At 37.4% G+C, this 25023-nt stretch carries 19 protein-coding genes and 1 riboswitch; of the genes, 6 read left to right on the forward strand and 13 right to left on the reverse strand.

From position 1 onward, the window contains the following. Positions 1-241: 241 nt before the first annotated feature. Positions 242-2125 carry a glycosyltransferase family 2 protein gene (locus I2F89_RS06735; protein ID WP_142433595.1) on the reverse strand — a complete coding sequence of 628 codons (1884 nt, stop codon included), beginning with the start codon at positions 2123-2125 and terminating at the stop codon, positions 242-244. Between the two features lie 241 nt (positions 2126-2366). Between I2F89_RS06735 and I2F89_RS06740 the strand changes: the two genes are divergently transcribed. Then, positions 2367-2723, forward strand: coding sequence for a YxeA family protein (locus I2F89_RS06740; protein ID WP_195513919.1), 357 nt, complete (start codon positions 2367-2369; stop codon positions 2721-2723). Between the two features lie 128 nt (positions 2724-2851). Here the strand turns inward: I2F89_RS06740 and I2F89_RS06745 are convergent, their stop codons facing one another. Next, entirely contained in the window at positions 2852-3856 is a 1005-nt protein-coding gene (locus I2F89_RS06745) for a nucleoid-associated protein (protein WP_019723512.1), read from the reverse strand. Positions 3857-4015: 159 nt separating this feature from the next. Between I2F89_RS06745 and I2F89_RS06750 the strand changes: the two genes are divergently transcribed. The 3 genes from I2F89_RS06750 (at position 4016) to I2F89_RS06760 (ending at position 6131) form a co-directional block, all read left to right on the forward strand. Beyond that, complete coding sequence (locus I2F89_RS06750) at positions 4016-4867, forward strand: aldo/keto reductase (protein WP_071866340.1); 852 nt, start codon at positions 4016-4018, stop codon at positions 4865-4867. Between the two features lie 22 nt (positions 4868-4889). Beyond that, positions 4890-5135, forward strand: a complete 246-nt coding sequence (locus tag I2F89_RS06755; protein ID WP_071866339.1) for a hypothetical protein — start codon at positions 4890-4892, stop codon at positions 5133-5135. 255 nt (positions 5136-5390) lie between these two features. Further along, on the forward strand, positions 5391-6131 hold the full coding sequence (locus tag I2F89_RS06760) for a hypothetical protein (protein WP_195513877.1): 741 nt from the start codon (positions 5391-5393) through the stop codon (positions 6129-6131). Positions 6132-6253: 122 nt separating this feature from the next. Here the strand turns inward: I2F89_RS06760 and I2F89_RS06765 are convergent, their stop codons facing one another. The 4 genes from I2F89_RS06765 to I2F89_RS06780 all read right to left on the reverse strand — a co-directional run bounded on the left by I2F89_RS06765 (position 6254) and on the right by I2F89_RS06780 (position 13234). Continuing rightward, on the reverse strand, positions 6254-7855 hold the full coding sequence (locus I2F89_RS06765; RefSeq protein ID WP_195513879.1) for a phosphatase PAP2/LCP family protein: 1602 nt from the start codon (positions 7853-7855) through the stop codon (positions 6254-6256). A gap of 20 nt (positions 7856-7875) precedes the next feature. Beyond that, positions 7876-9015 carry an FtsW/RodA/SpoVE family cell cycle protein gene (locus I2F89_RS06770; RefSeq protein WP_074801205.1) on the reverse strand — a complete coding sequence of 380 codons (1140 nt, stop codon included), beginning with the start codon at positions 9013-9015 and terminating at the stop codon, positions 7876-7878. Further along, entirely contained in the window at positions 9005-10150 is a 1146-nt protein-coding gene (locus I2F89_RS06775; RefSeq protein ID WP_071866336.1) for an FtsW/RodA/SpoVE family cell cycle protein, read from the reverse strand. The genes I2F89_RS06770 and I2F89_RS06775 overlap by 11 nt, the downstream gene beginning before the upstream one ends. An 84-nt stretch (positions 10151-10234) precedes the next feature. Continuing rightward, positions 10235-10402: riboswitch (M-box (ykoK) riboswitch) on the reverse strand. A gap of 393 nt (positions 10403-10795) precedes the next feature. Beyond that, positions 10796-13234 carry a hydroxymethylglutaryl-CoA reductase, degradative gene (locus I2F89_RS06780; protein WP_195513881.1) on the reverse strand — a complete coding sequence of 813 codons (2439 nt, stop codon included), beginning with the start codon at positions 13232-13234 and terminating at the stop codon, positions 10796-10798. A gap of 455 nt (positions 13235-13689) precedes the next feature. On the opposite strand from I2F89_RS06780, the gene I2F89_RS06785 reads away from it, so the two are divergent. Further along, positions 13690-14847, forward strand: coding sequence for a hydroxymethylglutaryl-CoA synthase (locus I2F89_RS06785; RefSeq protein ID WP_071866334.1), 1158 nt, complete (start codon positions 13690-13692; stop codon positions 14845-14847). Positions 14848-14877: 30 nt separating this feature from the next. Here I2F89_RS06785 and I2F89_RS06790 read toward each other — a convergent pair whose 3' ends face one another. Next, entirely contained in the window at positions 14878-15600 is a 723-nt protein-coding gene (locus I2F89_RS06790; RefSeq protein ID WP_195513883.1) for a class I SAM-dependent methyltransferase, read from the reverse strand. A gap of 201 nt (positions 15601-15801) precedes the next feature. After that, entirely contained in the window at positions 15802-18468 is a 2667-nt protein-coding gene (locus tag I2F89_RS06795; RefSeq protein ID WP_195513885.1) for a cation-translocating P-type ATPase, read from the reverse strand. A gap of 336 nt (positions 18469-18804) precedes the next feature. Between I2F89_RS06795 and cls the strand changes: the two genes are divergently transcribed. Beyond that, positions 18805-20256, forward strand: a complete 1452-nt coding sequence (cls, locus tag I2F89_RS06800) for a cardiolipin synthase (RefSeq protein WP_195513887.1) — start codon at positions 18805-18807, stop codon at positions 20254-20256. Between the two features lie 183 nt (positions 20257-20439). On the opposite strand, the gene I2F89_RS06805 is transcribed toward cls, so the two are convergent. The 5 genes from I2F89_RS06805 to thiD form a co-directional block, all read right to left on the reverse strand. Then, positions 20440-20979 carry a hypothetical protein gene (locus tag I2F89_RS06805; RefSeq protein ID WP_115357485.1) on the reverse strand — a complete coding sequence of 180 codons (540 nt, stop codon included), beginning with the start codon at positions 20977-20979 and terminating at the stop codon, positions 20440-20442. Continuing rightward, complete coding sequence (locus tag I2F89_RS06810; RefSeq protein WP_071866329.1) at positions 20966-21625, reverse strand: ATP-binding cassette domain-containing protein; 660 nt, start codon at positions 21623-21625, stop codon at positions 20966-20968. Before I2F89_RS06810 ends, I2F89_RS06805 begins: the two co-directional genes overlap by 14 nt. 732 nt (positions 21626-22357) lie before the next feature. Further along, positions 22358-23113, reverse strand: coding sequence for a hypothetical protein (locus tag I2F89_RS06820; protein ID WP_195513891.1), 756 nt, complete (start codon positions 23111-23113; stop codon positions 22358-22360). Further along, a complete protein-coding gene (locus I2F89_RS06825) occupies positions 23103-23885 on the reverse strand; it encodes a hypothetical protein (protein ID WP_195513893.1) in 783 nt (260 codons plus the stop codon). Before I2F89_RS06825 ends, I2F89_RS06820 begins: the two co-directional genes overlap by 11 nt. 318 nt (positions 23886-24203) lie before the next feature. After that, positions 24204-25019 (reverse strand): bifunctional hydroxymethylpyrimidine kinase/phosphomethylpyrimidine kinase, encoded by an 816-nt coding sequence (gene thiD, locus I2F89_RS06830; RefSeq protein WP_086334484.1) that lies wholly within the window; start codon positions 25017-25019, stop codon positions 24204-24206. Between the last annotated feature and the right edge of the window lie 4 nt (positions 25020-25023).

A 25023-nucleotide genomic window follows, 5' to 3' on the forward strand; every position in this document is an offset into this window, starting at 1 on the left:
TATGAACAAACCCTATTATACGTCAAAATTGGTCAAAGTCAATTAAAGTGTTTCGATACACTATTTCAATAAAAAGTGAGTAGGACATTAGTCTTCACGCATATTCTAAAAGGGAATATACAGCGGGGACAGAAGTAAACTCTTCGGAAATAAGACGGCTAATTACTTCTGTGCCGACCTCTGTCATAACGCTATTGTTATTATTGACAGCGTTCGTTTACTATTAGTAATGGTCATACTCTCAACTTTGTAAAGTATCGGTTTCCATATCGAATTCTAATTGTTTTGCTGCATTCAACTGATCACTGTAGTAACTTGCAAGTTCTTCTGCAGAAGCTTGTGTCAAATTGTTAAATGAGAAAGTCGCATATCTCCCATGATTTTCTTTACATATCGAATTGATTCTAAGTCCAGTTTTCTCATCCATAAATAAATAAGCTTTCCCAGGTGTAAAAGTAGGAGTAACTAATTTTTTGGAACGAAGTCTAAATCCGTTATAACTCATTTGATACATCTCAAATGATTGGGATAGATAACTTAGTTGTTTCTTTGTTACAATGCTCAATGCTTCACTGTCGCTTTCAATTGTTCGATTTTTACCAATCAAAATCGCATAGAATAATCCATAGAGGTTATACACTGACCATAGAAGTGTCACAATATAGCCTGTTTCATATCCTTCTCCTCGATAAAGTCGGTACAATGCAACGATAGAGGCGAAAGCGATCCAACCAAATAGTAACATGTGAGGAAAAACTGTTCGCCAATCAAATGATTGACTGTCAACAAGTTCCTTTTTTGTCACTTTGAATTTTTTTTCCGAATGAAAGAACTCTTTGATCAATGCTCTAGTATGGATCGGCGCGACAAAACAATCATAGATATGCGAAGTAGTAAGATTCCTGATTTTAGGAACATACAACCGAAACGAAAGAGAAATCATGACAAACGGTGGTAAAAAGAACAATAATAACTGATTGTTGTTACTTCGAACAATAAATATATCAAAGACCATAAAAAGAGTTGGTGCTAATAAAAAAATGATTTTTTGAAATGAAGTAAACCAGTACAAATAAGAATTATAGTAACACAATTTTTGCATACGAGATAACCCTTTAAATTTACGTGGTTTAAAATGGTCAAATATTTGCTTTGTACCTTGGGCCCAACGTGTCCGTTGAGAGGACAGCTCTCGAGCTGTATAAGGCGTGATTCCCAAAGCATAAGCTTTATTTATGAAAATCGTTTCATAACCAGCATTTTGCAATAACATCCCTGTTGCCATATCTTCAGTAATGCTTTTTGTTGGGACGCCACCTATCTCCTCTAAAGCACTGCGTCGAATGATAGCGTTGGTCCCGATATGGATCAACGCATTTTCACGTGAAAGAGCTGGTTCTAAAAAACGCATAAATAATTCCTGTTCATTGTAAAATGATTTTCTCAATAATTGAAAGGGATCTTTATTATAAAAAGTTTGAGGATATTGAATTAACGCAACCTTTGGATTTCTAAAATAATCGATAGCCTCGTAAATAATATTTTTCTTAACGATGAAATCAGCATCTAAAAGCAAAATCAAGTCGCTACTTGTTTGTGAAAGTGCATAGTTGATATTTCCTGCCTTTGCGTTCTCGTTACCTTCTCTTGTCAGATAACCAATATGGTATTTTTCTGCAAGTTCTTTCAATTCCTCACGATGACCATCATCACAAATATATATTTTCTTATTTGGATAACGTAACGCTTTGACAGCCAAAGCAGTCGCAATCACTAATTTATTATCCTCATTATACGTACATATAAACGCTGCTACACTTGGTTGAAATGGCTCCACATCGTAATGAACTCTCATGGACTCTTTCGACAACTTATTAGAAAACAAGTAAATAAAAAAACCATACACAAATAAACCAATAAATTCTGCCACATATAAAATAAGACCGAAAGTTAATGATATCACGCCATCATTTGGGATCGTGTAGAAAAGACGCCAGATCAAGTATACAACCAAAAATGCTAAAGTTAATTTGGAAAAGAATGGTTTTATCTTATTGTTTCTTTTTGCTAACACATAAAGTCCAAAAATTATACCAAACAAACCAACTAAATAATACAGTTCCATTTTAATACCACCTTTCATAACATTATTATATAAGTTGTGTTTTTTTAAGCAAAGCAACTAGCTCTCCTAAAATTCGATTATCGTAAGCTCAACTTTGAAAAATGTTCTCACAGAAAACTTAAGTATTTTATACATAAAACGGCGAATATGCCATTATTATATATAAATACGATAAATTTTGGACTTTCGATAGACGAATAATAGATTTTGTTGAATAATAGTATCCGAGGTGAAAAAAATGATAAAAAAATTGATAGCATTATTGATTGTATTGGGAATTTTCCTAGGAGGAAGCTTTATCGCTTATGATTATTTCTATGGCGGTGAAACTTATTATACAAAAATCACCACTAACGGAGAAAAAGAAGTGGATTCAGCAGACAATGACATGGACGTTTCTGTTTATGTATACGACCAAAATGCTTACAACGCAAACGGAGAAGAAAAAGCAGTCACTTTACGTGAAGCGAGAGAACGCCCTTTAAAAATGAATGCTTATTTAAAACTAAAAGTCAATTCACGTAAAGGCGTCATCAGTTGGGAAGAAGTAACAGCTTCTCAAGTGCCGGACAAAGCGTTAGATCAATTAGATCAATGAACCAGTTTACAAAAAACAACACAAAAAAGCAGTCAACACCCACAAGACTTGAAAAACGATCTTCGTGGATATTGACTGCTTTTTTACTATTCACTTTTATTTCGTTTCTTTGATTCATCTAAAAGAAACTATAGACGATTCAATACTTCATCCACATTTTTGATCATGACAGAGATCGTGCCATCAGGATTATTGACAAATTCAATCAGATCCGGGTTACGATAAACGTCTACTGGTACAATCAATTCAATGCCATTTGATAAACGGAATTTTTGCTTTCCGAATTTTTTCTCTGAGATTTCTTGTACTTCTTTCACTGGTGGTGCTTCTGGAATAAAGCCTTGTTCTTTGACTTCTTCTTGGAATGCTAACTTGGCAGTGATATTTTCTTTGAATACTTTCTCCGCGATCATTTCATGATCCAATCTACCTTTTTCTTCGATCGTATCATACACAGCTTCTTTTAAGTCCGCCATGATATCGAACTCTTCTGCTTCAAACTTCTTGCCTAGCTGTTTCGCCACTTTTTTTATCACTTTGACGTTGTCTTCCAAAGAAGGTGCCGGAACGCTCTCAATCACTTTTCCCGAAAAGTACCATTCTTTTTTACCAGAGAACTCATAGCGTTTTTCAATCAACTCATACGTCAGGTCTGTCAGATTGACTGCTAATGCTTCATCTGCTTTTTGAGATTTTGAGCCAAGGATCGCTCGGTTCAAAATCAAACGGTTGTCAATACCGGCTTCATCTGCTTCCACATAGTGGGTATAAGCATCACGATAATTCACTTTCAATAAAGCTAAATACATCACAGTGTCTACTTCATACAAGACAACGAAAACATCTGCACTAGGTGCTTCCTCACTTTCTGCATAGATGTCAAACCACCGTTGGACTAAACGCTCACTTTCTTCGACAAAATTTTCTTGACACTGTTTCAAGTTTTGAGAAAATAGGCTTTCTTCAGTGAGTTGCCCTGTTTTAGTTTGTGCAGAAGAGATTTTTTGGATCTTCTTTTGTAGAAAGTCCCTGACAAAATCTTTCGTAAGATCTAGTTCTTGTTGTGAAAATACAGGAGATCCTGTTTCTCGATCAATAATATGCAAAATTGCTTTTTTTAAATAGATATCCATCGTTTCATTCCTTTCTGCTCTAGTTTACGGAAAATCAAACAAAAATACCAGCGACAAAATGGGACGAACAAAAAAATATTTTATAACAAACAAAATACATTTCTTTTTTTAGAAAATAAGCTACACTTAAAGTGTACTAAAATCAAAGGAGCTGAAAGTATGAATTCACTAACATCTACTTATCGTTTATCAAATGGCTATGAAATCCCTGTTGTCGGTTTCGGTACTTGGCAAACCCCTGACGGAGACGTTGCTGTTTCCTCAGTTAAAGAAGCATTAGCTGCCGGTTATCGTCATATTGATACCGCTCAAGGGTACAAAAACGAAGAAAGTGTCGGACAAGCAATCAAAGAAAGTGGTGTTCCAAGAGAAGAGATTTTCTTAACGACTAAACTTTGGAACGAAAACCATAGCTACGATCTAGCAATGTCCTCTTTCGAAGAGTCTTTAAAAAAATTACAAACAGACTATGTGGATCTTTTCTTGATCCATTGGCCTAATCCAGTTTCTTTCCGCGAAAATTGGCAAGAAGCGAATGCCGAAACATGGCGTGCGTTTGAAGAGTTATACGAAGCTGGCAAAATCAAAGCCATTGGTGTCAGCAACTTCTTACCACATCACTTAGATGAACTTGCAAAAACAGCAAAAATCATGCCAATGGTCAATCAAGTATTTCTTGCTCCTGGCGAATTGCAACCACCTGTAGTTGAGTACGCGAAAAAACATGATATGGTCCTTGAAGCATATAGCCCTCTTGGCACTGGTAAAATCTTCGACGTCACAGAAATGCAAGAGATTGCCGAAACACACAACAAGAGCGTTGCCCAAGTAGCGCTACGTTGGTCATTACAACATGGTTTCTTACCATTACCAAAATCTGTTACACCAAGCAGAATCAAGGAGAATACTGAATTATTTGATTTTGAGCTATCAGAAGAAGAAATGAAGACGATCGACCAATTAGATGGTGTCGTTGGCAAAGCAAAAGATCCAGATACTACACAATTTTAAAGGTAAAGGATAGTGATATTCTATGAACCCCGTGGACCGCTTAAATCGTTTATCTGAAAAAGTGACGCAGACATTTGATCCAGATTTCATCTTTTTGATCCGCCCAGAAAAAATCCAGCATTTTCCTGCTCGAAATTGGTCAAGAGATGAAAAAATTGCGGAAATAAAAAAACGCTTGGATCATTCATTGATGACGATGCAATGGCAAGGACATGAGGTCATCTATTCACCTGAACTAGTCACCTTTGCCTTATTGCCAAAAAAATAACTAGATTAGGGGAGCATTAGTCAATGGACTTTTGCTCCCCTTTTTGAGAGGTCGGGACAGAAGTATCTAGCCTTATTTCCGAGAAGGTGACTTCTATTCCCACCGTTTATTAGGTTTTAGAATATGTAAAAAGTCGAATATCCCACTTAATTTTTTGTTTTTCCATCGAAGTAATAAAAGTTTTTTCTTGATAAACCTTTTCATTTGCTCGTTTTTTTCTTATAATCGAAAGGGTATGAATGAAGGAGAGTATTTATGAAGAAAAAACAAAAACAAAAATTATTAAAACAATTCCGTCCTTCTTTAGATGGAATTCGTACGCAATTATTCCGTTCATTGGAAGAAGAAAGTTTACGCCGTTATGGTCTACCATTGCAAGTCATGCTTGATCCTAAAAACCGTCAAGTCTTAATCATTGGCTTAGCAGGACAAGCAAATGAAGATACACGCATCAATGTACCAATCGACGATAACTTTACTGCTGTCTTGAAACGTATTCGTTCTGGTGAAGCAACGATTTTTGAACGTTTCCGTGACAACCTATTGATTGAGATCGTTTCTTACTGGAATGATCAACGTATGAAAAAAGATCAACCAACGGCTCAACCTGTGGCGACACCAGTCACTAATGACGTGTCCGTAAAAGAAACACCAACAAAAGAAGTTGAAAAAGTTGAGACAACTTCTCAATCAGTCAGTGAAGAAGCAACAACTGACAAGAAAACAAGTGATGAAAAAGCAGCGACAGATTCTTTGAGTTTCGATGATTTTGCAAAACAAGTAGCAGAATATCCGAAGTTCACTGCTGAAAAAACAGCAGATGCTGTAGTGATCAATGAAACAGTCAAAGACGACACACGAAAATTAGCAGAGATCTCTATGTCTGCTATCAATGAATTTACGATCGAAAAAGCTTTAGAACGTAAATACAAAGTGAAATTGACATTAGTGCCATTGATCGAACAATTTGCCGCTACACCGATCAACGAAAGATAAACGCAAGCAAATAGATTGCGTGATGATTTTTACCTAAAAAAGCAGCTGAAATGACGATCATCGTTCATTTCAACTGCTTTTTTTATCATTTATAAATGTAAAAAAGAGAAGATCGATTGTTCCTATTGTTGCGCTGCGTTCTGCCCTGTTGTTTCTAATTGCTCTTGCACCAACTGCATCACTCTCATCCGTTCCTCATCTGGTATCTTCTCATAGTAGATACCTGCTTCTCCCAAGATGCCATCACCAATATATTGTTCACCTTTCAACTGATGATTCGTGATATTGGATAATGCCGAATGGTATTCATTCATCATTCCGAGCATTTCATCTAAAGACATGTCCGTTGTCCCATTTTCACCGACTACCTCTAAAAGCTGGCGATAATTGAATAAACTTTTCACAGATAAGAACTCATTGACTAAAATATTGACGACTTCCCTTTGCCTTTTCTGTCGCCCATAGTCATCCTCAGGATCTTCTGCTCGCATGCGCGCATACTGTAATCCTTCCCAACCATTTAATTCTAGCGTTCCTTCTGGATAATGGATATCTTCTGCTGTAAATTCAAACGCATTGTTTACAGTGATTCCTCCCACAGCATCGATCAACGCTTCTAATCCATCCATATTCAACGATACATAGTGATGAATCGGTATATCAAGATATTGTTCAACCGTATCCACCATCATGTCGATACCACCGTAAGAATGAGCATGGTTGATTTTATCAACCAGTCCATCCATATTGGCAATTTCTACGAAAGAATCTCGAGGAATACTCGTGATCGTCGTTGTTTTCTTTTGATTATTCAATGTAACCAACATGATTGTATTTGCACGATAGTCCGTTTTTCTAATTGAATTATTGGCGATACCTAAAACTAAAATGCTGACTGGCGTATCTTTTTCCCGCTGAACGGTTTCTCTTTGTAGCGGTTGTTGCATCGAAGTCACTGTCTGTCTTGCATCGTAGTAAAAGCGAACACCATATGCAACTGCAGAACCTACTAATAAGAAAAGAAATGCCATAATAGACAATAAAACCTTTTGTTTTCTAGTGAATAATCGTTTTTGTTGGTGCTTTTTTCTTACTGTTTTTTCAGTGATAAAAGAGAAAAATAGACTATAGCATAAGAAAACAACTGAAAAACTCAGCAAAAAACCTGCTAAGATATCGCTAGGATAATGTACTCTCAAATAAATTCTAGAACTAGCAATCAATAAGGGATAAAGAGCCCCCACCCATACTAGTTTATTTACCCTTTTCTCACGATAGATAATGTACATGGTGATCAAAAATACTAAGAATAGCGTCATAGACAAAATCGAATGACCACTTGGAAAAGAGTAAGAAGATCTAGGAATCAATTGCTCCACATCAGGTCGTGTCCGCTGGATAGCTTGTTTCATCACGTAACCAATCAAACTAACTGTCAAAACCATTAAGACTTGCCAAAAGGCTAATTTATGGTACTGTTTCCGCCAACTAAAAATTGCAAGCAATCCTGTGAAAAATAAAGTAGGAATAATCGTTGCTAGCTTTGCAAAATAACTGAAAAATGTTGTTAATACTGGGAGTTCGATCAATCGCTCCTGTCGATAAATGGCTAAATCGAGTTGGTTGAATAAGGTGTTTTCTGTCATAACTAGTGTGGTTAAAGTCGTCAATAAGACGAATGATACGAGTGCTACCACCAATGTTCCTTTTGGTATCTGTTTCATAATAACTTCCCTTCTACTTCTCATTCATACTTTTTAAATCCTAAAATAATGCCTAAACCACAGCCAATAACCAAGAGAGAGGTTCCTCCTTGACTTAAAAATGGTAAAGGAATCCCTGTTAACGGGAGTAGACCGATCGTAGCTCCAATATTTTCAAACACTTGAAATAACAAACCAAATACGAAGACAATCGCAAAATATACATTCCCTTTATTATTTGTTTCGATTGCACTATAAATGATTTGATAAAAAAGATAAAAATATAAAAAGAGCACAGAAACACTTCCTAAAAAGCCAAATGTTTCAGCAATCACCGTAAATACCATATCCGATTCGCGAACAGGAACGTAAATTGGATTAATTGCTTCAGACCTTCCACTAAACCCACCTGCCCCGATGGAAAGCAAACTTTGTGATTGTTGATACCCAATCGATTGGCTATAAGCAAATGGATCAACCCATGCGCGTACTCGATCTAACTGATAAGTCTTAAAATTCAGACGATATAAAATCTGGTGTCCGTATTCAGTAAAAACTAAAGCAATCAAAATGGCCCCGAGAATAACTAGAATCGCAGTCATTGTCGTCATGATCTTCCAATGGACCCCAGCGATCATGAATAATGCCCCCAAGCATATGACAAAAACCAAACTTGTTCCAAAATCTTTTTGCATGTACATCAATAAAAAGGTCGGCACGCTAACGAGTAGAATCTTACCTACATAAAGTAAATCCGATTTGACAGTCCGTTGCTTTACATTTTGTTCATAGATCAATGTCAGATAAACGATGACTAAAATAAAGGTCAATTTTACTAGTTCAGATGGTTGGAAAGAAAAACCACCGATCCTAAGCCAACGTTTTGTTCCTGTGATTTGAAACATCGCAGGATCATAAAAACGATGTAGTAATGCCATCACTACTAGAGAAAACCCATAAAAATAAGGGGAGTATTTCAAAAAAACAACTGTTTTCACACGTTGGGTGACTAACAACAGCCCTAAGGACATCAGACAAAAGACGATTTGTTTGAAAACGACACCTCTGACTGGGATTTGGTCATATACCGCTGCCCCATATTGCACAGCGACACTTAATAGATAAAATAGAAAAATCGGTAAAAACAATGCGTAGTTGAATTCGTTAAATTTAAATTTCATTTTGCTTACCTCGTGAGGACAGTTTCAGGCAAACGCCCAAAAGCATGGATAAAATCAAATAGCTTGATCCTCCATAACTAATAAAAGGAAGCGGAATACCTGTCATTGGGATCATGCCGCTGATACTTGCAATATTGATGCTTGTCTGTAGCAATAACAGCATCCCTGTTCCCAAATAAATCAACCCGATTTGTTGGTTTGGCTCATTCGCACTCAAGACAAATAAGCGCAAAATAATCGAAAACAACATTGCTAGAATCAGCAATCCTACGATCAGCCCTAACTCTTCTAAAATAATCGAAAAAATAAAATCAGTCTCAGCTACTGGTAAATAGCCCTTTTTGGTAATACTATTTCCCAGACCTAATCCAAAAAGCCCACCGTTGTACATTGCATAATAAGATTGGCTCATCTGAAATCCTTTTCCATAAGGATCTAAAAAAGGATTAAAGGCAATACTCAAGCGATCATAAGTATGGGCAAAAATACTTGGTAATAGATCATTTTGCCCTAGTAAATAAATGATGCCTCCAAGGAGCAAAAGGAGACTGAACAGTCCTGCAAAAAACAATAAAATATAGCGAACTGGTAATTGAACAGTCGTGATCATGATTGCAGCTAAGATGATCAACAAGATTGCACCAGCTACTTTTGGTTGGAATAAAATCAGCAGAGAACATAAAGCGATGATAAAAAAGGGTTTTTTTAATTCATTCAATGATTGCTTGGGTTTTCTAAAATAATAAGCTAAATAAAAAATCATCCCGACATTGACAATTTCAGCAGGTTGAAATTGAAAACCTGCAATGGAGATCCATCGTTGCGCGCCACTGATATTGACACCAATGCCAGGTACCTTAGTCAAGATCAGCCCCACAATACCGATCCCCATCATTATTTTTACGATTCGATGGTTGAGTATGAATGCAGGTTTCACTCGGTAAATGAAAAAAATCATTGCCCAACTAAGCACTACAAATACCATTTGTCGAACTAAAAGTTGATTCGTACTTTGATCGAATGACATCAAACGAAACGTACTCGCACTATAGATCATCAATAATCCTATTACACTGATCAACAGATATGGTACGAGCAAATACAAATCTATTTTTCTTATGTCTTTTACACCCATCCTATATTTCTCCTTTGTGTTACAGCGGAGATACGTCACTTACCCATCTTGAATAAAAAAAGCCAAACGAAAAAAACGATTGGCTTTTCAGTCTCATCGTGTGAGTTTTGACACTAAACAACGTAAAGATTTCTCTTAGCTATCTTATGAAGAGCCTTAATCCGACAATTCCTGTTTTACACATTGGCGTCTTTCGACGTTTCTGCGCAATAGCCTATGTTTGTTTAGGAGTCTCGCCTAACAAGTTATTCTATTTGAGGAAAAGTATACCTGTTAGATTATTTATTCACAAGAGAACCTCAAATAAGCTTAAAAAACTTTAGCTTTTTTTAATGTTATATAAATTATTTTTAAAATTTAATAATATACGTTCTATAATTTTTAGTTCAGAGTATGTAAAAAAACGTAACAGAAAACCTTTAATCTACAAGGTCTGTTACGTTTTATTTAATATTATACAACTTCACAAAAAAATGAAAATAGCCAAAAAGACGTGATAACCATTTATGAAAAAAATAAATTTTAGATTATAGGTCCTTCATACTTAGCATAGGTATTTTTTTATGTGTTTCGAGAGAAACGTTATAATAATGAAAATTATTTGTCACCTTTCCTCAGCTACTACGACTATTTCGCAAATTATTCCTAGTTTTTGCTCTCCTGGATAGCTGCTAAGGCAGCTCGTGCGCTTTGTTGGTTGATCGTTCCTGATTCCCTAAGCTTTGCGGCAACTCTCTCGATTTCGTCCCCTTTGGCACCAACTGTGATTGCCAATGCTCTCGCTTGTAAGGACATATGTCCTTTTTGAATACCGTCACTAACAAGTGCACGCAGTGCCGCAAGGTTTTGTGCTAAACCAACAGCTGCAATCACTTGTGCCAATTCTTGTGCAGAATCAATTGCTAACATATCTAAAGAAGCTTTCGCTTTCGGTAAGACGCGGGAAGCGCCCCCTACTGTCGCAACAGCTAAAGGAACCGTCAATTTCCCTACCAAATGATTTTCCTTGATTTGCCAGTCAGTCAACCCTTGGTAACTACCATTTCGAGCAGCATAGGCATGAATAGCCGCTGCGGCTGCTCGTGTATCATTTCCTGTAGCTAAGATGACCGCTTCGATACCATTCATGATTCCTTTGTTGTGGGTCGTTGCCCGATAAGGATCCAACTTTGCGTATTCACTCGCTTGACGAATCTTTTCAGCAATCAGCTGACCCGTTTCTTTGTCCTTTGCCAATCGCTCAAAAGGAATCATACAAGTCGCGATCGCTAAAGATTCCGTCGCCAGATTACTTAAGATACTGAACAAGATTTCTTCTTCAGGGAACCATTCTTTGATACGAACCGCAACTCCCTCCAAAATCGAGTTGATGATATTCGCACCCATCGCATCTTTGACATCCACTAAAAAATCAAGTGAAAGATAGGCATGCTCGCTCCCCATAAATTCTCGAGTAGAAATTTCTCGGACACCTCCACCACGCTTGACGATCGAAGGATAGCTTTCGTTTGCACAAGTGACCAATTCTGGTTTTCTTGCTTCAATGACTTCTTTGATTTTTCGATAATCACAACGACCGGTCAAGACGATTTGCCCACGCATCAATCGTTGCGGTATCTGAACGCTGATATCGCCACATATTTTTGCGCCATTGCTCGCTGCAGCAATTACAGAAGGTTCTTCCGTTGCCATAGGAATCCATTTTTTTTGACCGTTCACTTGAAAATTCAATGCGACACCTAATGGGATCTCTACTTGGCTGATTTGATTTTCAATCAAATGGTTGGCGATATCTTCTGTTAAAACAGATTCTTTAAAACCTGTTGCTTCTGCTTGGGAAATCACTTTTTCTTGAACTAATCGCTGTCTACGTTGTTCTGGCGTTAGTTCATAAAACTTTTTTTTTTCGTTATCACCAGTTTCTTGCAAATTAGCTTCCAAAAGAACAGCTAATCCAAGACCGCCACCAATACATAATGAAGCTACTCCGTATCGTTGGTGCTGCCTTCTTAACGCATAGCCTAAAGTAGTCAAGATACGAGCGCCACTAGCACCAATCGGATGGCCTAACGCAATCGCACCACCATAAATATTGACTTTCTCTGATGGGAGATTCAATTCACGATTCACAACGATCGATGACGCAGCAAACGCTTCGTTAATTTCAAATAGATCGATGTCGTCCAAGGAAAGCTCTGTTTTCTCCATCAAGGTATTGATTGCTTTGATTGGAGCTACACCCATGATACTTGGATCGATCCCAACTTCAGAGACTCCTTTGATCGTAGCTAAATACGGTAAGTCATGAGCAATCGCATAGTCTTTAGACGCTAAGATCAGTACAGAGGCACCATCGTTCAAAGGTGAAGCATTTCCAGCAGTAACTGTGCCGTCCTCCGCAAAAACCGTCCGTAAGGTGCTTAATTTTTCTAATGTACTATTTCCTCGCACTGCTTCATCTGTTGCAAATACTTCTTCATTACGGGAAATTGGAATGATTTCTTCCTTGAAGACCCCTGACTCGCTGGCTTGTGCTGCTTTTAATTGTGAAGCCAGTGCATATTGATCTTGCTCTGCTCTCGTCACAGAAAATTGTTTTGCCACATTTTCTGCTGTCAGTCCCATATGAGTATTGGAAAATGCATCGGTTAATCCATCATTGACCATACTTGAGATTTCTTCGATTTTCTCGTTTTCTGGATCGCTCACTTGGATCATCGGCGCTCTAGTCATGCTTTCAACACCACCGGCTATGATCAGGTCCGCTTCGCCTAGTTGGATTTGTTGACGCGCAAGGATCACTGATTTCATCCCAGATCCACAAACTTCATTGATTGTCATTGCCGGAACACTTACGGGGATTCCGCTATTGATCGCAATCTGTCGTGCAACATTTTGCCCATTCCCTGCTTGAAGCACATTTCCAAAAATGACTTGATTGATTGCTTCTTTGTTTATCCCTGTTCGTTCAAGGATTTCTGTTGTAATGAATGTTCCCAACTCAACAGCAGAATAACTGCTTAAGCTACCACGATACTTTCCAATCGGTGTTCGTGCAGCATCTATAATAACGACTTCCTTCAAGTTAAGCCACCCGTTGCCAAAGTCTATAAATTTACTCATCTACGTATTATAAAAAACGCGACGAATTTATAGGTGTTACAATCTTTTGCGCAAACGGATTCCCTCCTTATTTCTCTTGTATTTGCGAAAAACATCACGCTGTAACCGACGAGACATTCTTCAAAACGTTTGTCTATATCAAATGGATAGAACAATCTGAATGGTTTCGTAAAAATTAAAATACACTTCTTATTAAATTGTATAAAAGATGGACAGTTGATTATTTTCTAACTGTCAAGTATCTCCTACAAAAATATACCATTCTTTACCGGAAATACAAATATAACATACACCTTTTAAAAAAAGCGCTATATTTTTTTACAAATCCTTAAAAATTAGCTTTTTTGTATTTCTTTTAGCGATTTTGTGATACTTTAATAAAGTAAGTTTTTTATCATGAGTAAAGAGGTGTTGAAATGAAAATAGGGATTGATCGTCTTTCCTTTTTTATTCCTAATTTATTTTTAGATATGACTGAATTAGCAAACAGACGTGGAGATGATCCTGCCAAATACCATATCGGGATCGGTCAAGATCAGATGGCTGTCAATCAAGTTTATGAAGACATCGTCACGCTAGGGGCAAATGCAGCGAGTAAAATCGTCACAGAAGAAGATCGTGAGAAAATCGATATGGTCATTGTAGGTACCGAATCAGGCATCGACCAATCAAAGGCAAGTGCTGTGATCATCCATCATTTGTTAAAAGTTCAACCTTTTGCTCGTTCATTCGAAGTAAAAGAAGCTTGTTACGGGGGAACAGCAGCTTTGCATATGGCAAAAGAATATGTCAAAAATCATCCAGATCGTAAAGTCTTAGTGATTGCGAGCGATATCGCCCGCTATGGTTTAGCAAGTGGTGGTGAAGTGACGCAAGGTGTAGGTGCGGTCGCTATGATGATCACACAAAACCCTCGGATTCTGTCTCTTGAAGACCACAGTGTCTTTTTAACAGAAGATATTTATGATTTTTGGCGTCCAAGCTATAGCCAATATCCTGTAGTAGATGGACCATTGTCCAACTCTACCTATATTGAGTCTTTCCAAAAAGTCTGGAATAGATATAAAGAAACAACAGGTCGAACACTTGCAGATTATGACGCACTTACCTTCCATATCCCTTACACAAAAATGGGAAAAAAAGCGTTGCAAAGTGTGATCGAAGAAACAGATGAAGCAACGCAAGAACGTTTGATGGCACGTTATGAAGAAGGCATCACCTATAGTCGACGAATTGGAAATCTATACACTGGTTCACTTTATTTAGGGTTGATTTCTCTGTTAGAAAACTCTCAAGCATTGAAATCGGGTGACCGTATCGGATTATTCAGCTATGGTTCTGGTGCTGTGAGTGAGTTTTTCACTGGGTATTTAGAAGAAGACTATCAAAATTTCTTGTTCAAAGAAGAGAATCAAGCGATGTTAGATAACCGTGAAGCATTGACGGTTGATCAATATGAAGAAATCTTCAATGAAACATTACCTGGACATGGTGAAACAGCTGAATATCATTCAGATCTACCTTATTCGATCTATAAAGTTGAAAATGATATTCGTTTTTACAAAGAAAAATAATCAATGCAAAAAACTGACCTCGATCGTTGACTAATAAATAGTCAATAATCGATAGGTCAGTTTATTTGTACTCCGAATTGTCTCACTGTTTTTAAATAATTCTTGGAGAGCTGACTGGAAACGTGGATCATCTTGCATTTCTTCATAGTAAGCCTGCAAAAATGAAGCCGTGACTTCTTCCTGTGAATCATAAGTGAATTCCTGTCTCTTATAAGGAAGATGTTCCTTTGACAAATACTTCTCAAATTGGTCCATTATAACCGGCGATGTGTGAGGATCAGATACCTCGATTCCTAAACGCCTTTCAAGAGGTACGAAGACATTATCTTCTGAGGCGACTACTCTTAGAATCAAACATGCTTTCGTCGCTTTGCTACGCAATTTTTCCAGTTGTTCACAAGTAACCAAGGCAGGATTTGCCGCTGAAAAAACAAGGTCATAAGTCTTCTCTTCATGTAAAAAATTAGTAAAATCTTGCAAAATGAATTTGCAGTTAATTAGCCCCAGTACTTGTGCTTCATGTTCAGCATACACAAGCATTTCTTCTGAAAAATCAATCAACTCGTATTGTTCTATTTCTTTTGCTAACGGCAGATAACGCCCTGCACCACCGGCAACATCTGCGAATGAGCCAGCTGGTAATAAATCCTCGCTTCTTAGATAAGCAACGACATCCTCTACGATCGTCGTACTGGATTCTTTTTGTGAATCGTAATAGTCTTTCGCAAAGGTATTCCATTCTTCTTTGTCCATTTGGATAAATTTCCTTTCGCTTTCACTTTTCGGAATAAATTTTTTATGAGAGAAACGATGAGCTTTATTCTTAGTATAAATCAAAATCCACGAAAATCGAAGAAACGATTCTCGTGGATTTCTTTTTGATTAGAAAGGCTTAAAACTATCACATTTTATTGTTATTAGTAAGTGATAGATGAACTATTTTGTCTTTATTGATTATTTGTTTCCTTGTACACGTACCAAAATCATTTTAGTGATTTCCATCAATACAACCGTTACAAGCGCGATTCCAATACAAGTGAAGACTTCAGTCAATCCAAACGCTGCTGGGATCGAGAAGACTTCTTTTAGTCCTGGGATCATCGCAATACAGTAAAGCGCACTACATACAGCAACTGCTAATAGGACACTGCGGTTTGAGAAGAAACCAGCTTGGATCGCTGTTTGTGTATTTGAACGAGCTGGGAATGTTTGCAATGTACGACACCAAATCAACGTTGTGAAGGACATCGCCACGCCAAATTCAGGTGAATGTTGCATTCCTAACCATTGAGCAAAAATAACCGCAATACCGATCAATACGCCACGATATGTTACAGAGATCAATGTTTTGTCCGTAAAGATACCTGAATTTGGATCTCTTGGTGGACGTTTCATTGTCGCTGGCTCTGCTTTTTCAGTTCCTAACGCGATTGCTGGTAATGAGTCGTTAACTAAGTTGATAAACAATAATTGTAAAGCTGTAAATGGATTTGACCAATCTGCAACCAAGGCAAAGATGATCGCGATGATCGCGCCTAAGTTTCCTGAGAACAAGTAAGAGATGGCTTTTTTGATATTATCAAAGACATTACGTCCTACTTCCACTGCGCTGACGATCGATGCGAAATTATCATCTGTCAGAACCATTGCTGCAGCATCTTTGGCTACGTCAGTTCCTGTACCCATTGCAATACCAATATCTGCTTGTTTCAAGGCAGGTGCATCATTCACTCCGTCACCTGTCATCGCAGAGATATGGCCTTTTGTTTGCCAAGCACGCACGATACGGATTTTATTTTCCGGAGATACACGCGCATAAACCGTTACTTTTTCCAATACTTCATTCAATTGATCTTCTGATAGCTCATCTAATTCTGTACCAGTCAAGGCTTGATCACCTTCAGCAAAAATACCGATTTCTTTTGCAATAGCAACCGCAGTTGTTTTGTGGTCACCAGTGATCATGATCGTTTTGATCCCAGCACTTTTTGCTTCTTTGACTGCTTGAGTTACTTCATCTCTTGGCGGATCGATCATTGCCATGATCCCAACCAAGATCAAATCATCTTCATCATCAAATGATAACTCTAGGCTATTGATTGGACGATAAGCAAAGGCTAATACACGCAATGCGCGTTTTGAGAATACTTCGTTTTGTTCTTGGAATTTTTTTCTTAACTCATCTGTCATTGGCACGACTTCACCATTCACCAATGCTTTTGTACTGCGACCAAACACGATATCTGGTCCACCTTTGACAAATAAGAATTGTTGATTGTCGATTTCATGTGCTGTTGACATCAATTTTCGATCCGAGTCAAACGGTAATTCTGCTTGTCTTGGATACGTTTGGCGGATCTCGCGATAAGGTTGGTTCATTTTTTCACTGAAGTCAACAAACGCTACTTCTGTTGGATCACCTAGTTTGGAACCATCTTCACTGATTGACGCATCATTTGCCAAGACACTGATCTCAATTAAACGACGCTCATCGACAGACCAGTTTTTTGGATCATTTGAAAAATCACCAGTTGCCCCATTAGCTAAATAATAGTCAACAACAGTCATTTTGTTTTGTGTCAATGTACCAGTTTTATCCGTACAAATGATACTCGTTGAGCCTAACGTTTCTACGGCTGGTAGTTTACGGATGATTGCATGTCGTTTGGCCATTTTATTGGTTCCAAGTGACAAGACGATCGTCACGATCGACTGCAATGCTTCAGGGATCGCTGCTACGGCAACCGCAACTGCAAACATGATGGCACTAACGATATCTGCCGTCATATCTCCTGTTCCGCCACCCATATAGATACGGAATAATTGGATTCCTAAAATCACCAATGATAAGCCTAAAATGGCTAAACTTAACTTCTTACTGAATTTATCTAATCCACGTTGTAATGGTGTCACTTGTTCTGTTGTTGATTCTAATAAACCAGCAACTTCACCGATTTCTGTATTGTTTCCTGTAGCAGTTACTAAGAATTTCCCACGACCGTAAGTAATGATCGTACCACTAAAGACCATGTTCAAGCGATCACCGATCGGCACAGTCTGAGTAATTTCTACTACTTCTTTTTCTGCTGATGTCGACTCACCTGTTAACATTCCTTCGTCAACTTTTAATGAACCAGCTTCTAACAAACGTCCATCTGCCGGTACATAGTCACCTGCATCAAGTAAAACAATATCCCCAACCACTAATTCATTTGCCGGAATCGTCATTTCTTTTCCGTCACGAATCACTTTTGCATCTGGTGCAGAAAGGTTTTTCAATGCTTCAAGTGAACCTTCTGCTTTTTTCGTTTGGATCACACTGATCACTGAGTTCAACATCAACACGGCAAAGATAACGAAAAATTCGATATAGTCACCCATCACCATTTGAATCAATGCAACAACTAATAACACAATTACCATAGCGTCTTTAAAAGTTTCGAGAAACAGTTTCCAAGTTGGCTTCTTCGGTGCTTCCTTCAGTTGGTTCAAGCCGTCTCTTTCTAATTTTTCTTTTGCTTGCGTACTACTCAACCCATCAGGTGAGCTTTGCGTTTGTTGCATCAACGTGTCGATCGATTCTTTGTAGACCGTTGATTGTGCGTGTTCCTTGTTTTCCAAATTTCATCCCCCATTTTAGTTATTGTTTCCGTTATCGCCTGAAAAAAAAGAGACCTAAGACAAATACGGATTTGTCTTAGGTCTCACCATTTCATACAATACCAGAAAACCAATTGGTTAACTTACTGTTGATATTATCACAACAAATGTTGTCGGTTACTCCCCTAAGGAGATATTCAACTGTACTTTTATCCTACATGATTTATTTTTAAATTGCAACAACTTTCGCTTATCCTCTTGATATTTTCAAAAAATTTCCACCTTTGTTTTCTTGTGAATATGCTTCTCTCCTTTCTCATGCTATACTAGTGTTATTATATAAAGGAGGATTCACTCGTGGTAGGAAGTATTATTACTTTTTTATATGTACTGAACGCACTTATTGCTCTTGTAACTATCTTGATCAAACCTCGTGACGTCGCAGCAATCTGGGCATGGTTACTTGTTTTATTTGCTTTACCTGGTTTTGGTTTTATTCTCTACCTTTTCTTTGGTCGTGGCTTGACCGACAAGAAAAAATTCTATCTGCGTCAGAGTGATTTAACCGAACTGGAAAATTTCCAGGATTTCAAGGGAGATACCTTAGAACATTATGATCCCATCATCCAGAATGAAGATCATCAGCATTTCGTTGATTTCTTTTCATCCTTGAATCAAATGCCACTCACGCGAAAAAATGCCGTCACTTTACTGACAGACGGTCAAGAAAAATTAACAGCCGTCCTGAAAGATATCGAAGCAGCTGAGCATTCGATCCATATCGAATATTATGCCTTCGTTACTGACAACATCGGCCAACAAATCTTGAAAGTATTGGAAAAAAAAGCAGCGGAAGGTGTCGAAGTCCGTTTACTCTATGATGCCTTTGGCTCCCATGGCACAAAAACAAAAGATTTTAAAAAGTTAGTCGAAAATGGCGGTCATGTCCACACGTTCATCACTTCGCAACGGGCACTTCTACGCTTTCGTCTAAATTATCATGATCATCGGAAAATCATCGTTGTTGACGGCAAGATCGGATACACAGGTGGTTTCAACATTGCCGATCAATATGTCAACCACACCAAAAAATTTGGCTATTGGCGAGATACGCATATTCGAATTTATGGGGCTGCTGCCTCTTTATTACAGCTTCGCTTTTTGATGGATTGGAATGTCTCTGTTCCAGATCAAAAAAAAGTCGGCTATCATTTAGATTATTTCTTTAAAGCAGAGAAAGAAGATCAGGATCAACTATACCAAACATCGATTCAACTTGTGTCTAGCGGACCGAACAATGAACGGGAACAGATAAAGTTATCCTTTATCAAGCTGATCAGTTCAGCAAAAAAACGTGTATGGATCCAAACACCTTATTTAGTGCCTGATGAAAGTGTGATTGCCGCGTTAAAAATCGCTGCCGCTTCTGGCGTAGAGGTGAAAATCATGATCCCTAACAAACCAGATCATCCTTTCATCTACCGAGCAACTCAGTACTACGCTCGCCAATTGATCAAAGAAAATGTACAGATCTTAGTTTATGAAAATGGCTTTTTACATGCGAAAACATTGATCATGGACGACGAAATCTGCATAGTCGGATCAGCCAACCAAGATATTCGTAGCTATCGTTTGAATTTTGAAAGTAGTGCAATCATTTATGATCCAGCTTTCTTGCAACAACTAGCCGACCAATTTGTACTCGATGAACAAGCAAGCAAACCGTTGACTACTGAAACAGTCAAAGAAATGTCTAATTGGTTGCTGTTCAAACAACAAATCTCCAGACTATTCTCACCGATTTTGTAACCTATTTTTCCTTCAATAATCAACAGTTGTAATGACAACCTTATTTCATTGATAGGATATTTCAAGAAAGAAACTCCCTTAGCAGATTTCTCAAAGTCTGTTAAGGGAGTTTCTTTTGTTGAGCTGTCTTTACAGTATTAAGAAAAAAAGAGACCCTTCAAAATTTCCATTGAATTGGAACGATTATAGCTGGATAGCTACACCCTTATAGACTCCTTTATCGTAACTAGCATGATAATTCGCTTGATCAAATCGAAGTAAAGCTTGAGTTGTTAACACAAATTGAAAGGATTCTTCTACTTTTTCTGCATCGACCGTGTAGACATATGTAAGCGTCGTTTGCTGTTGAGGATCTAGTACCTGTTGCGGAAAGTCAACATCACCTGTATTGTAATAGTTGTACCCACTAAATAACCGACTTTCTTTCAAAATTGCCAAATCCTGGGCATCCGGCGATATATTTTTAACGTTTACTGTAACTGTCACAGGCATAAACTCATATTGGTCCATCGGGTTCCCACCATCATAATGATAGGACTTTCCTTTAGAATAGTTTAAAACAGTGAGTTCTAAATCATTTAAAGAGACTACGTCGTTCAAATGGTAAGTGGTAATTGCAAATGATTTGGGTACTCCACGATTGATTTCGATAATACGAGCAACTGCGACTGCTAAGATTATTGAACCGCCCAGACAAAAAAAGAAAATTTTACTTTTTCTCATCATTCGATACCTCAATTCTTGAAAAACTTCCACGATCAACTTGATAAAATTTGGTGCAAACTCTTTGCAAATCTTCGTTTCGATGACTAGTCAGCAAGACTAGCTTATTTCTTAACTTCAATTCTTCAATAATCTCGATCAACAATTCAATTCCTTGATTATCCAACCCATTAAAAGGCTCATCTAAAATGATCATCGTCGGATCACCCATCAACGCTTGCGCAATTCCTAAACGCTGTTTCATCCCTAAAGAATAGTTGGTAACCTTAACTTTCTGTTTATCCAATAAACCTACGAGTGTTAATAGTTCAACAATCTCATCTTTTTTGACATTATCGGTCAATAACGACAAGCTATATAAATTGTCAAAACCTGTCATCGAACCAATAAATCCAGGATTTTCAATCAACATTCCTGTATGAGAAGGAAAGTCTACTTCTTTGCCGATTGTTTCTTCCCCTACCTTGATCTTTCCTTTTGAAAGACGAATAAAGCCACAAATTGCTTTAAAAAGCATTGTTTTACCCGAACCATTTTGACCGATGAAACCTACAACGTCACCAAGCTCAGCTGAAATCGTTGCCTCATTAAGGATTCGTTGTTTTTTTCTTTCAACGGTTACTTCTTTTATTTCTAAAAATGCCATGGAAACCCTCCTAAAATATGTGCCTACGAATGAAAAATAAAATACCAACCAAATAACCTAACAATAATCCCAACTGTATTCCTAAAACCACGAATAATGTAGGATGAGTCAAATAGAAATGAATATCATTAGTTAGAATCAATGAATATTTATAAGGCATAAACTTAAAATTGACTAGACTTGCAACAACCAGCATGCCCATGCAGATCAATAACGAGAAGATACCGTTTGAATAAATAAAATAAATGAATACGGCTAAAAAATTAAGCAAGATTAGCGTCGAAAATAAAAGAAAGCTATAGTGTATAACAGCCAACGACCAAAAATCAGCGGAATAAAAAATTAAAAAAAGTACGCTGAAAAAAATGAGAAGATAGGCAAAACAATCCACTATGATCGTAAGAAAAATTGAAATTGCCAATTTACGTCTACTTTTGATCCGGATCAATAAAAAAATACTTTGTGTTTCCAATAATTCAATGATCGGGAAAAAAATAAATAGCAATGAGAACAGATGAAACAAAAGCCAAAGATAAGGAAGTAAATAGTCTGTATAGTTATGAATAGGATAAGGACCTTGAAACAAGAAAGTAAGGATACTTTCTCCATCAAAAACGATCCTAGGATACATATACTTAATCGCTAAAAGGTAACCTATCAAAAACACCCCAGTAGAAATCCACCATTTTTTCCCATAGGTAAAGGTAAAACTGATCATCCGTCTAGTGACTATCATGATCGAGGTAAGCACCATTGGTTGGACCTCCTTAGTAGAGTGACTGTATATTTTGCTGCAAAAAGCAAAAGGTTCAGAGAAATCAATAAACCCAGCCAAGCGATAAATGTACCTTGAGCCGTTATTTGTTGTCGATTAACGATAAACACGAGATTAAAAGCCGGAAATGAGTCAACTAAGTTTATAATAAATACTGTCATAACCATTAATACAACGACTAAATAATTTCTAATTACTCTATTTAATAAGAGAAAAAGATGTCCTATAAATAAAAATTGTAAGTACTTGATGGCTGCGATCTTACCAACATTCAATAAAGTTAGCTCTGCCTCCACCAATTCTCCCTTAACGAGAGCGTACATGATGAGGTAGGCGAAAATAAATCCCAGGAAAACGAAAATTATGTAGAGGATCAGACTCAAAACCATGATTAGATCCTTATTCACCAATAGTTTCAACTTTGTTTTAACATGTAATAAGTAAAAATTTTCTTCTGTTTTTTTATCTATGCTATGGATAAAAAACAGCCATAGCATCAAATAAATAGAACTGATAAATCCATTTATTCCTCCATTTAAAATACCGTATGGTCCATAAAGCAGTAAATCTAACTCGTCGTATTGTTGTCCCATCTGATTATACTGATAAACTAAATTACCCAAACTGAAGATCATCCCTATGAAAAAACATCCCCAGATTTTCTTATGTGAAGTAAGCGACAAATAATAGCAAATGGTTTGCTTAAATCTCATTCTTCTTCACCCCATAGATCACCGTCATGACTGCAAATAGCAGTATAGTTATGACAAACAAAACGCCTGTCAACTGAAGATTTTCTGTACCAATAAATTGATCACTCAAACTATACTTTGCAGCACGCAACACACTGATCAACATATCGCTGACTAAAACAAAAAACATTGGAATCAAGATAGCAAGGTAACGATTATGTGTTAAATAAGCGCAAATACTAGCAAATAAAGAGAGACAGCCACCATACAAAAAGAGAAAGGCACTTCGCACTAACAAATAGATGCCTGGATGGTCATAATACAAATGGGGCATGAATTCATCAGAAGGGACCAAAAACATACTATAAAATCGATGCAAAGGCGTCACAGGAATAAAAAACAGGAGGCTAATAAAATTAACAAGGACAGGAATAACCACTAAGCACCCACCAATGAGAAAAGCCAACAAAAAATGATTGATCAAATACTTTTTTAACGTGATGTGAGACACCATCGATTTCATATAACCACTCTGGCGATCTTCCGCTAAAATATCCCCGATTGGAATCGTTGCAAGCAATGAAAAAGAAAAATTAAACGTTATTAAAGTTACTGCCGGAATAACAAGCATATGTAATGAATAAAGACTGGTCGGTTCGTCATACCCTCCCTTCCATGGGTATTGCCCAATGATACCATATGTAAACAAGCAAGATAAACCTAGAACTACCATAAAAGCTAACATATAAAGAAATTGACGTCTTCTTAGCACACGATATAGAATTGCTCTCATAAACCTTCTCCTACTAAAAATTATTTTTTGTTTGCGCTCTCTAAAAACCAAGACTTACTAACCACGTAGCATATAATAACACAAAAAAATTAACAAAGGATGTAATAAAGATGAAAAACGGGTTATTTTATGAGGCTATTTTGTTAGAGGTGAGTTAGTTAGAGTCCAGACAGTGTTTAACTATTTTTCAAAAAACAGCTACTTATTTTTCTAAAGTTATCTACTTAATCAACAAACTCCCCTGAGAACTACCAGAATCCATTAGGATGCACTAGTAGCTATCAGGGGAGTGCTGTTTAAAATCATTTTTGCTATCAGTTAGTCGATCGTATTTGCCGCCCAATGATTGATTGGGCCATATTTATGTCCAATAAAAAGTTCTTCTTTGATTGCTTGATTGACATATTGTTTCGCGATACGGATGGCTGCTTCCACCGTTTCTCCTTTTGCTAATTCAGCAGCAATACACGCAGATAAAGAATCACCTGTTCCATTGATGCGATCTGTTGCATAAAATGGTGCTTCTAACCAAAATGTTTTTCCTGAAGCTAAACGAACATAATCCCTCACTGTTTGTTGATTGGAATCACTAGTATGATGTCCTTTGATCAAAACATTTTTGGGTCCCAGCTCTTGGAGGATCTTAGCCGCTTTTTCATAATCTTCTTCTGTTCTCAATTTGAGACCAGTCAGTTTTTCTGCTTCATAAAAATTAGGAGTAACTACTTCTGCCAATGGCAGTAATGCTGTTTTTAATGTAGTCAATGCTTCTTCTTCCAATAATTGATTACCATGTTTCGTCATGATCACTGGATCAACGACCAAGGGACCGAAATCATACCTTTGAATATTTTTGACCACGGTATTGATCAATGTCGCATCTGCTAGCATCCCAGTCTTTGCTGCTTTGACTTGGTAATCATCTGCAAGCAGTTCAAATTCTTTATCGATAAAATCCGTAGGTAAAGGAACACTTGCACCGATTCCATAAGAATTTCCAGCGACACAAGCAGTCAAAACAGATACCCCATAGACCTTTCTTGTAAAAAACGTATGCAAGTCTGCTTGCATCCCTGCACTTCCATCGCTATCTGATCCAGCGATCGTCATTACTTGGACATATTGTTGTTCCATTTCA

It is taken from the genome of Enterococcus sp. 1001283B150225_161107_E12, assembly GCF_015556925.1.
Lineage (GTDB): Bacteria > Bacillota > Bacilli > Lactobacillales > Enterococcaceae > Enterococcus_B > Enterococcus_B mundtii.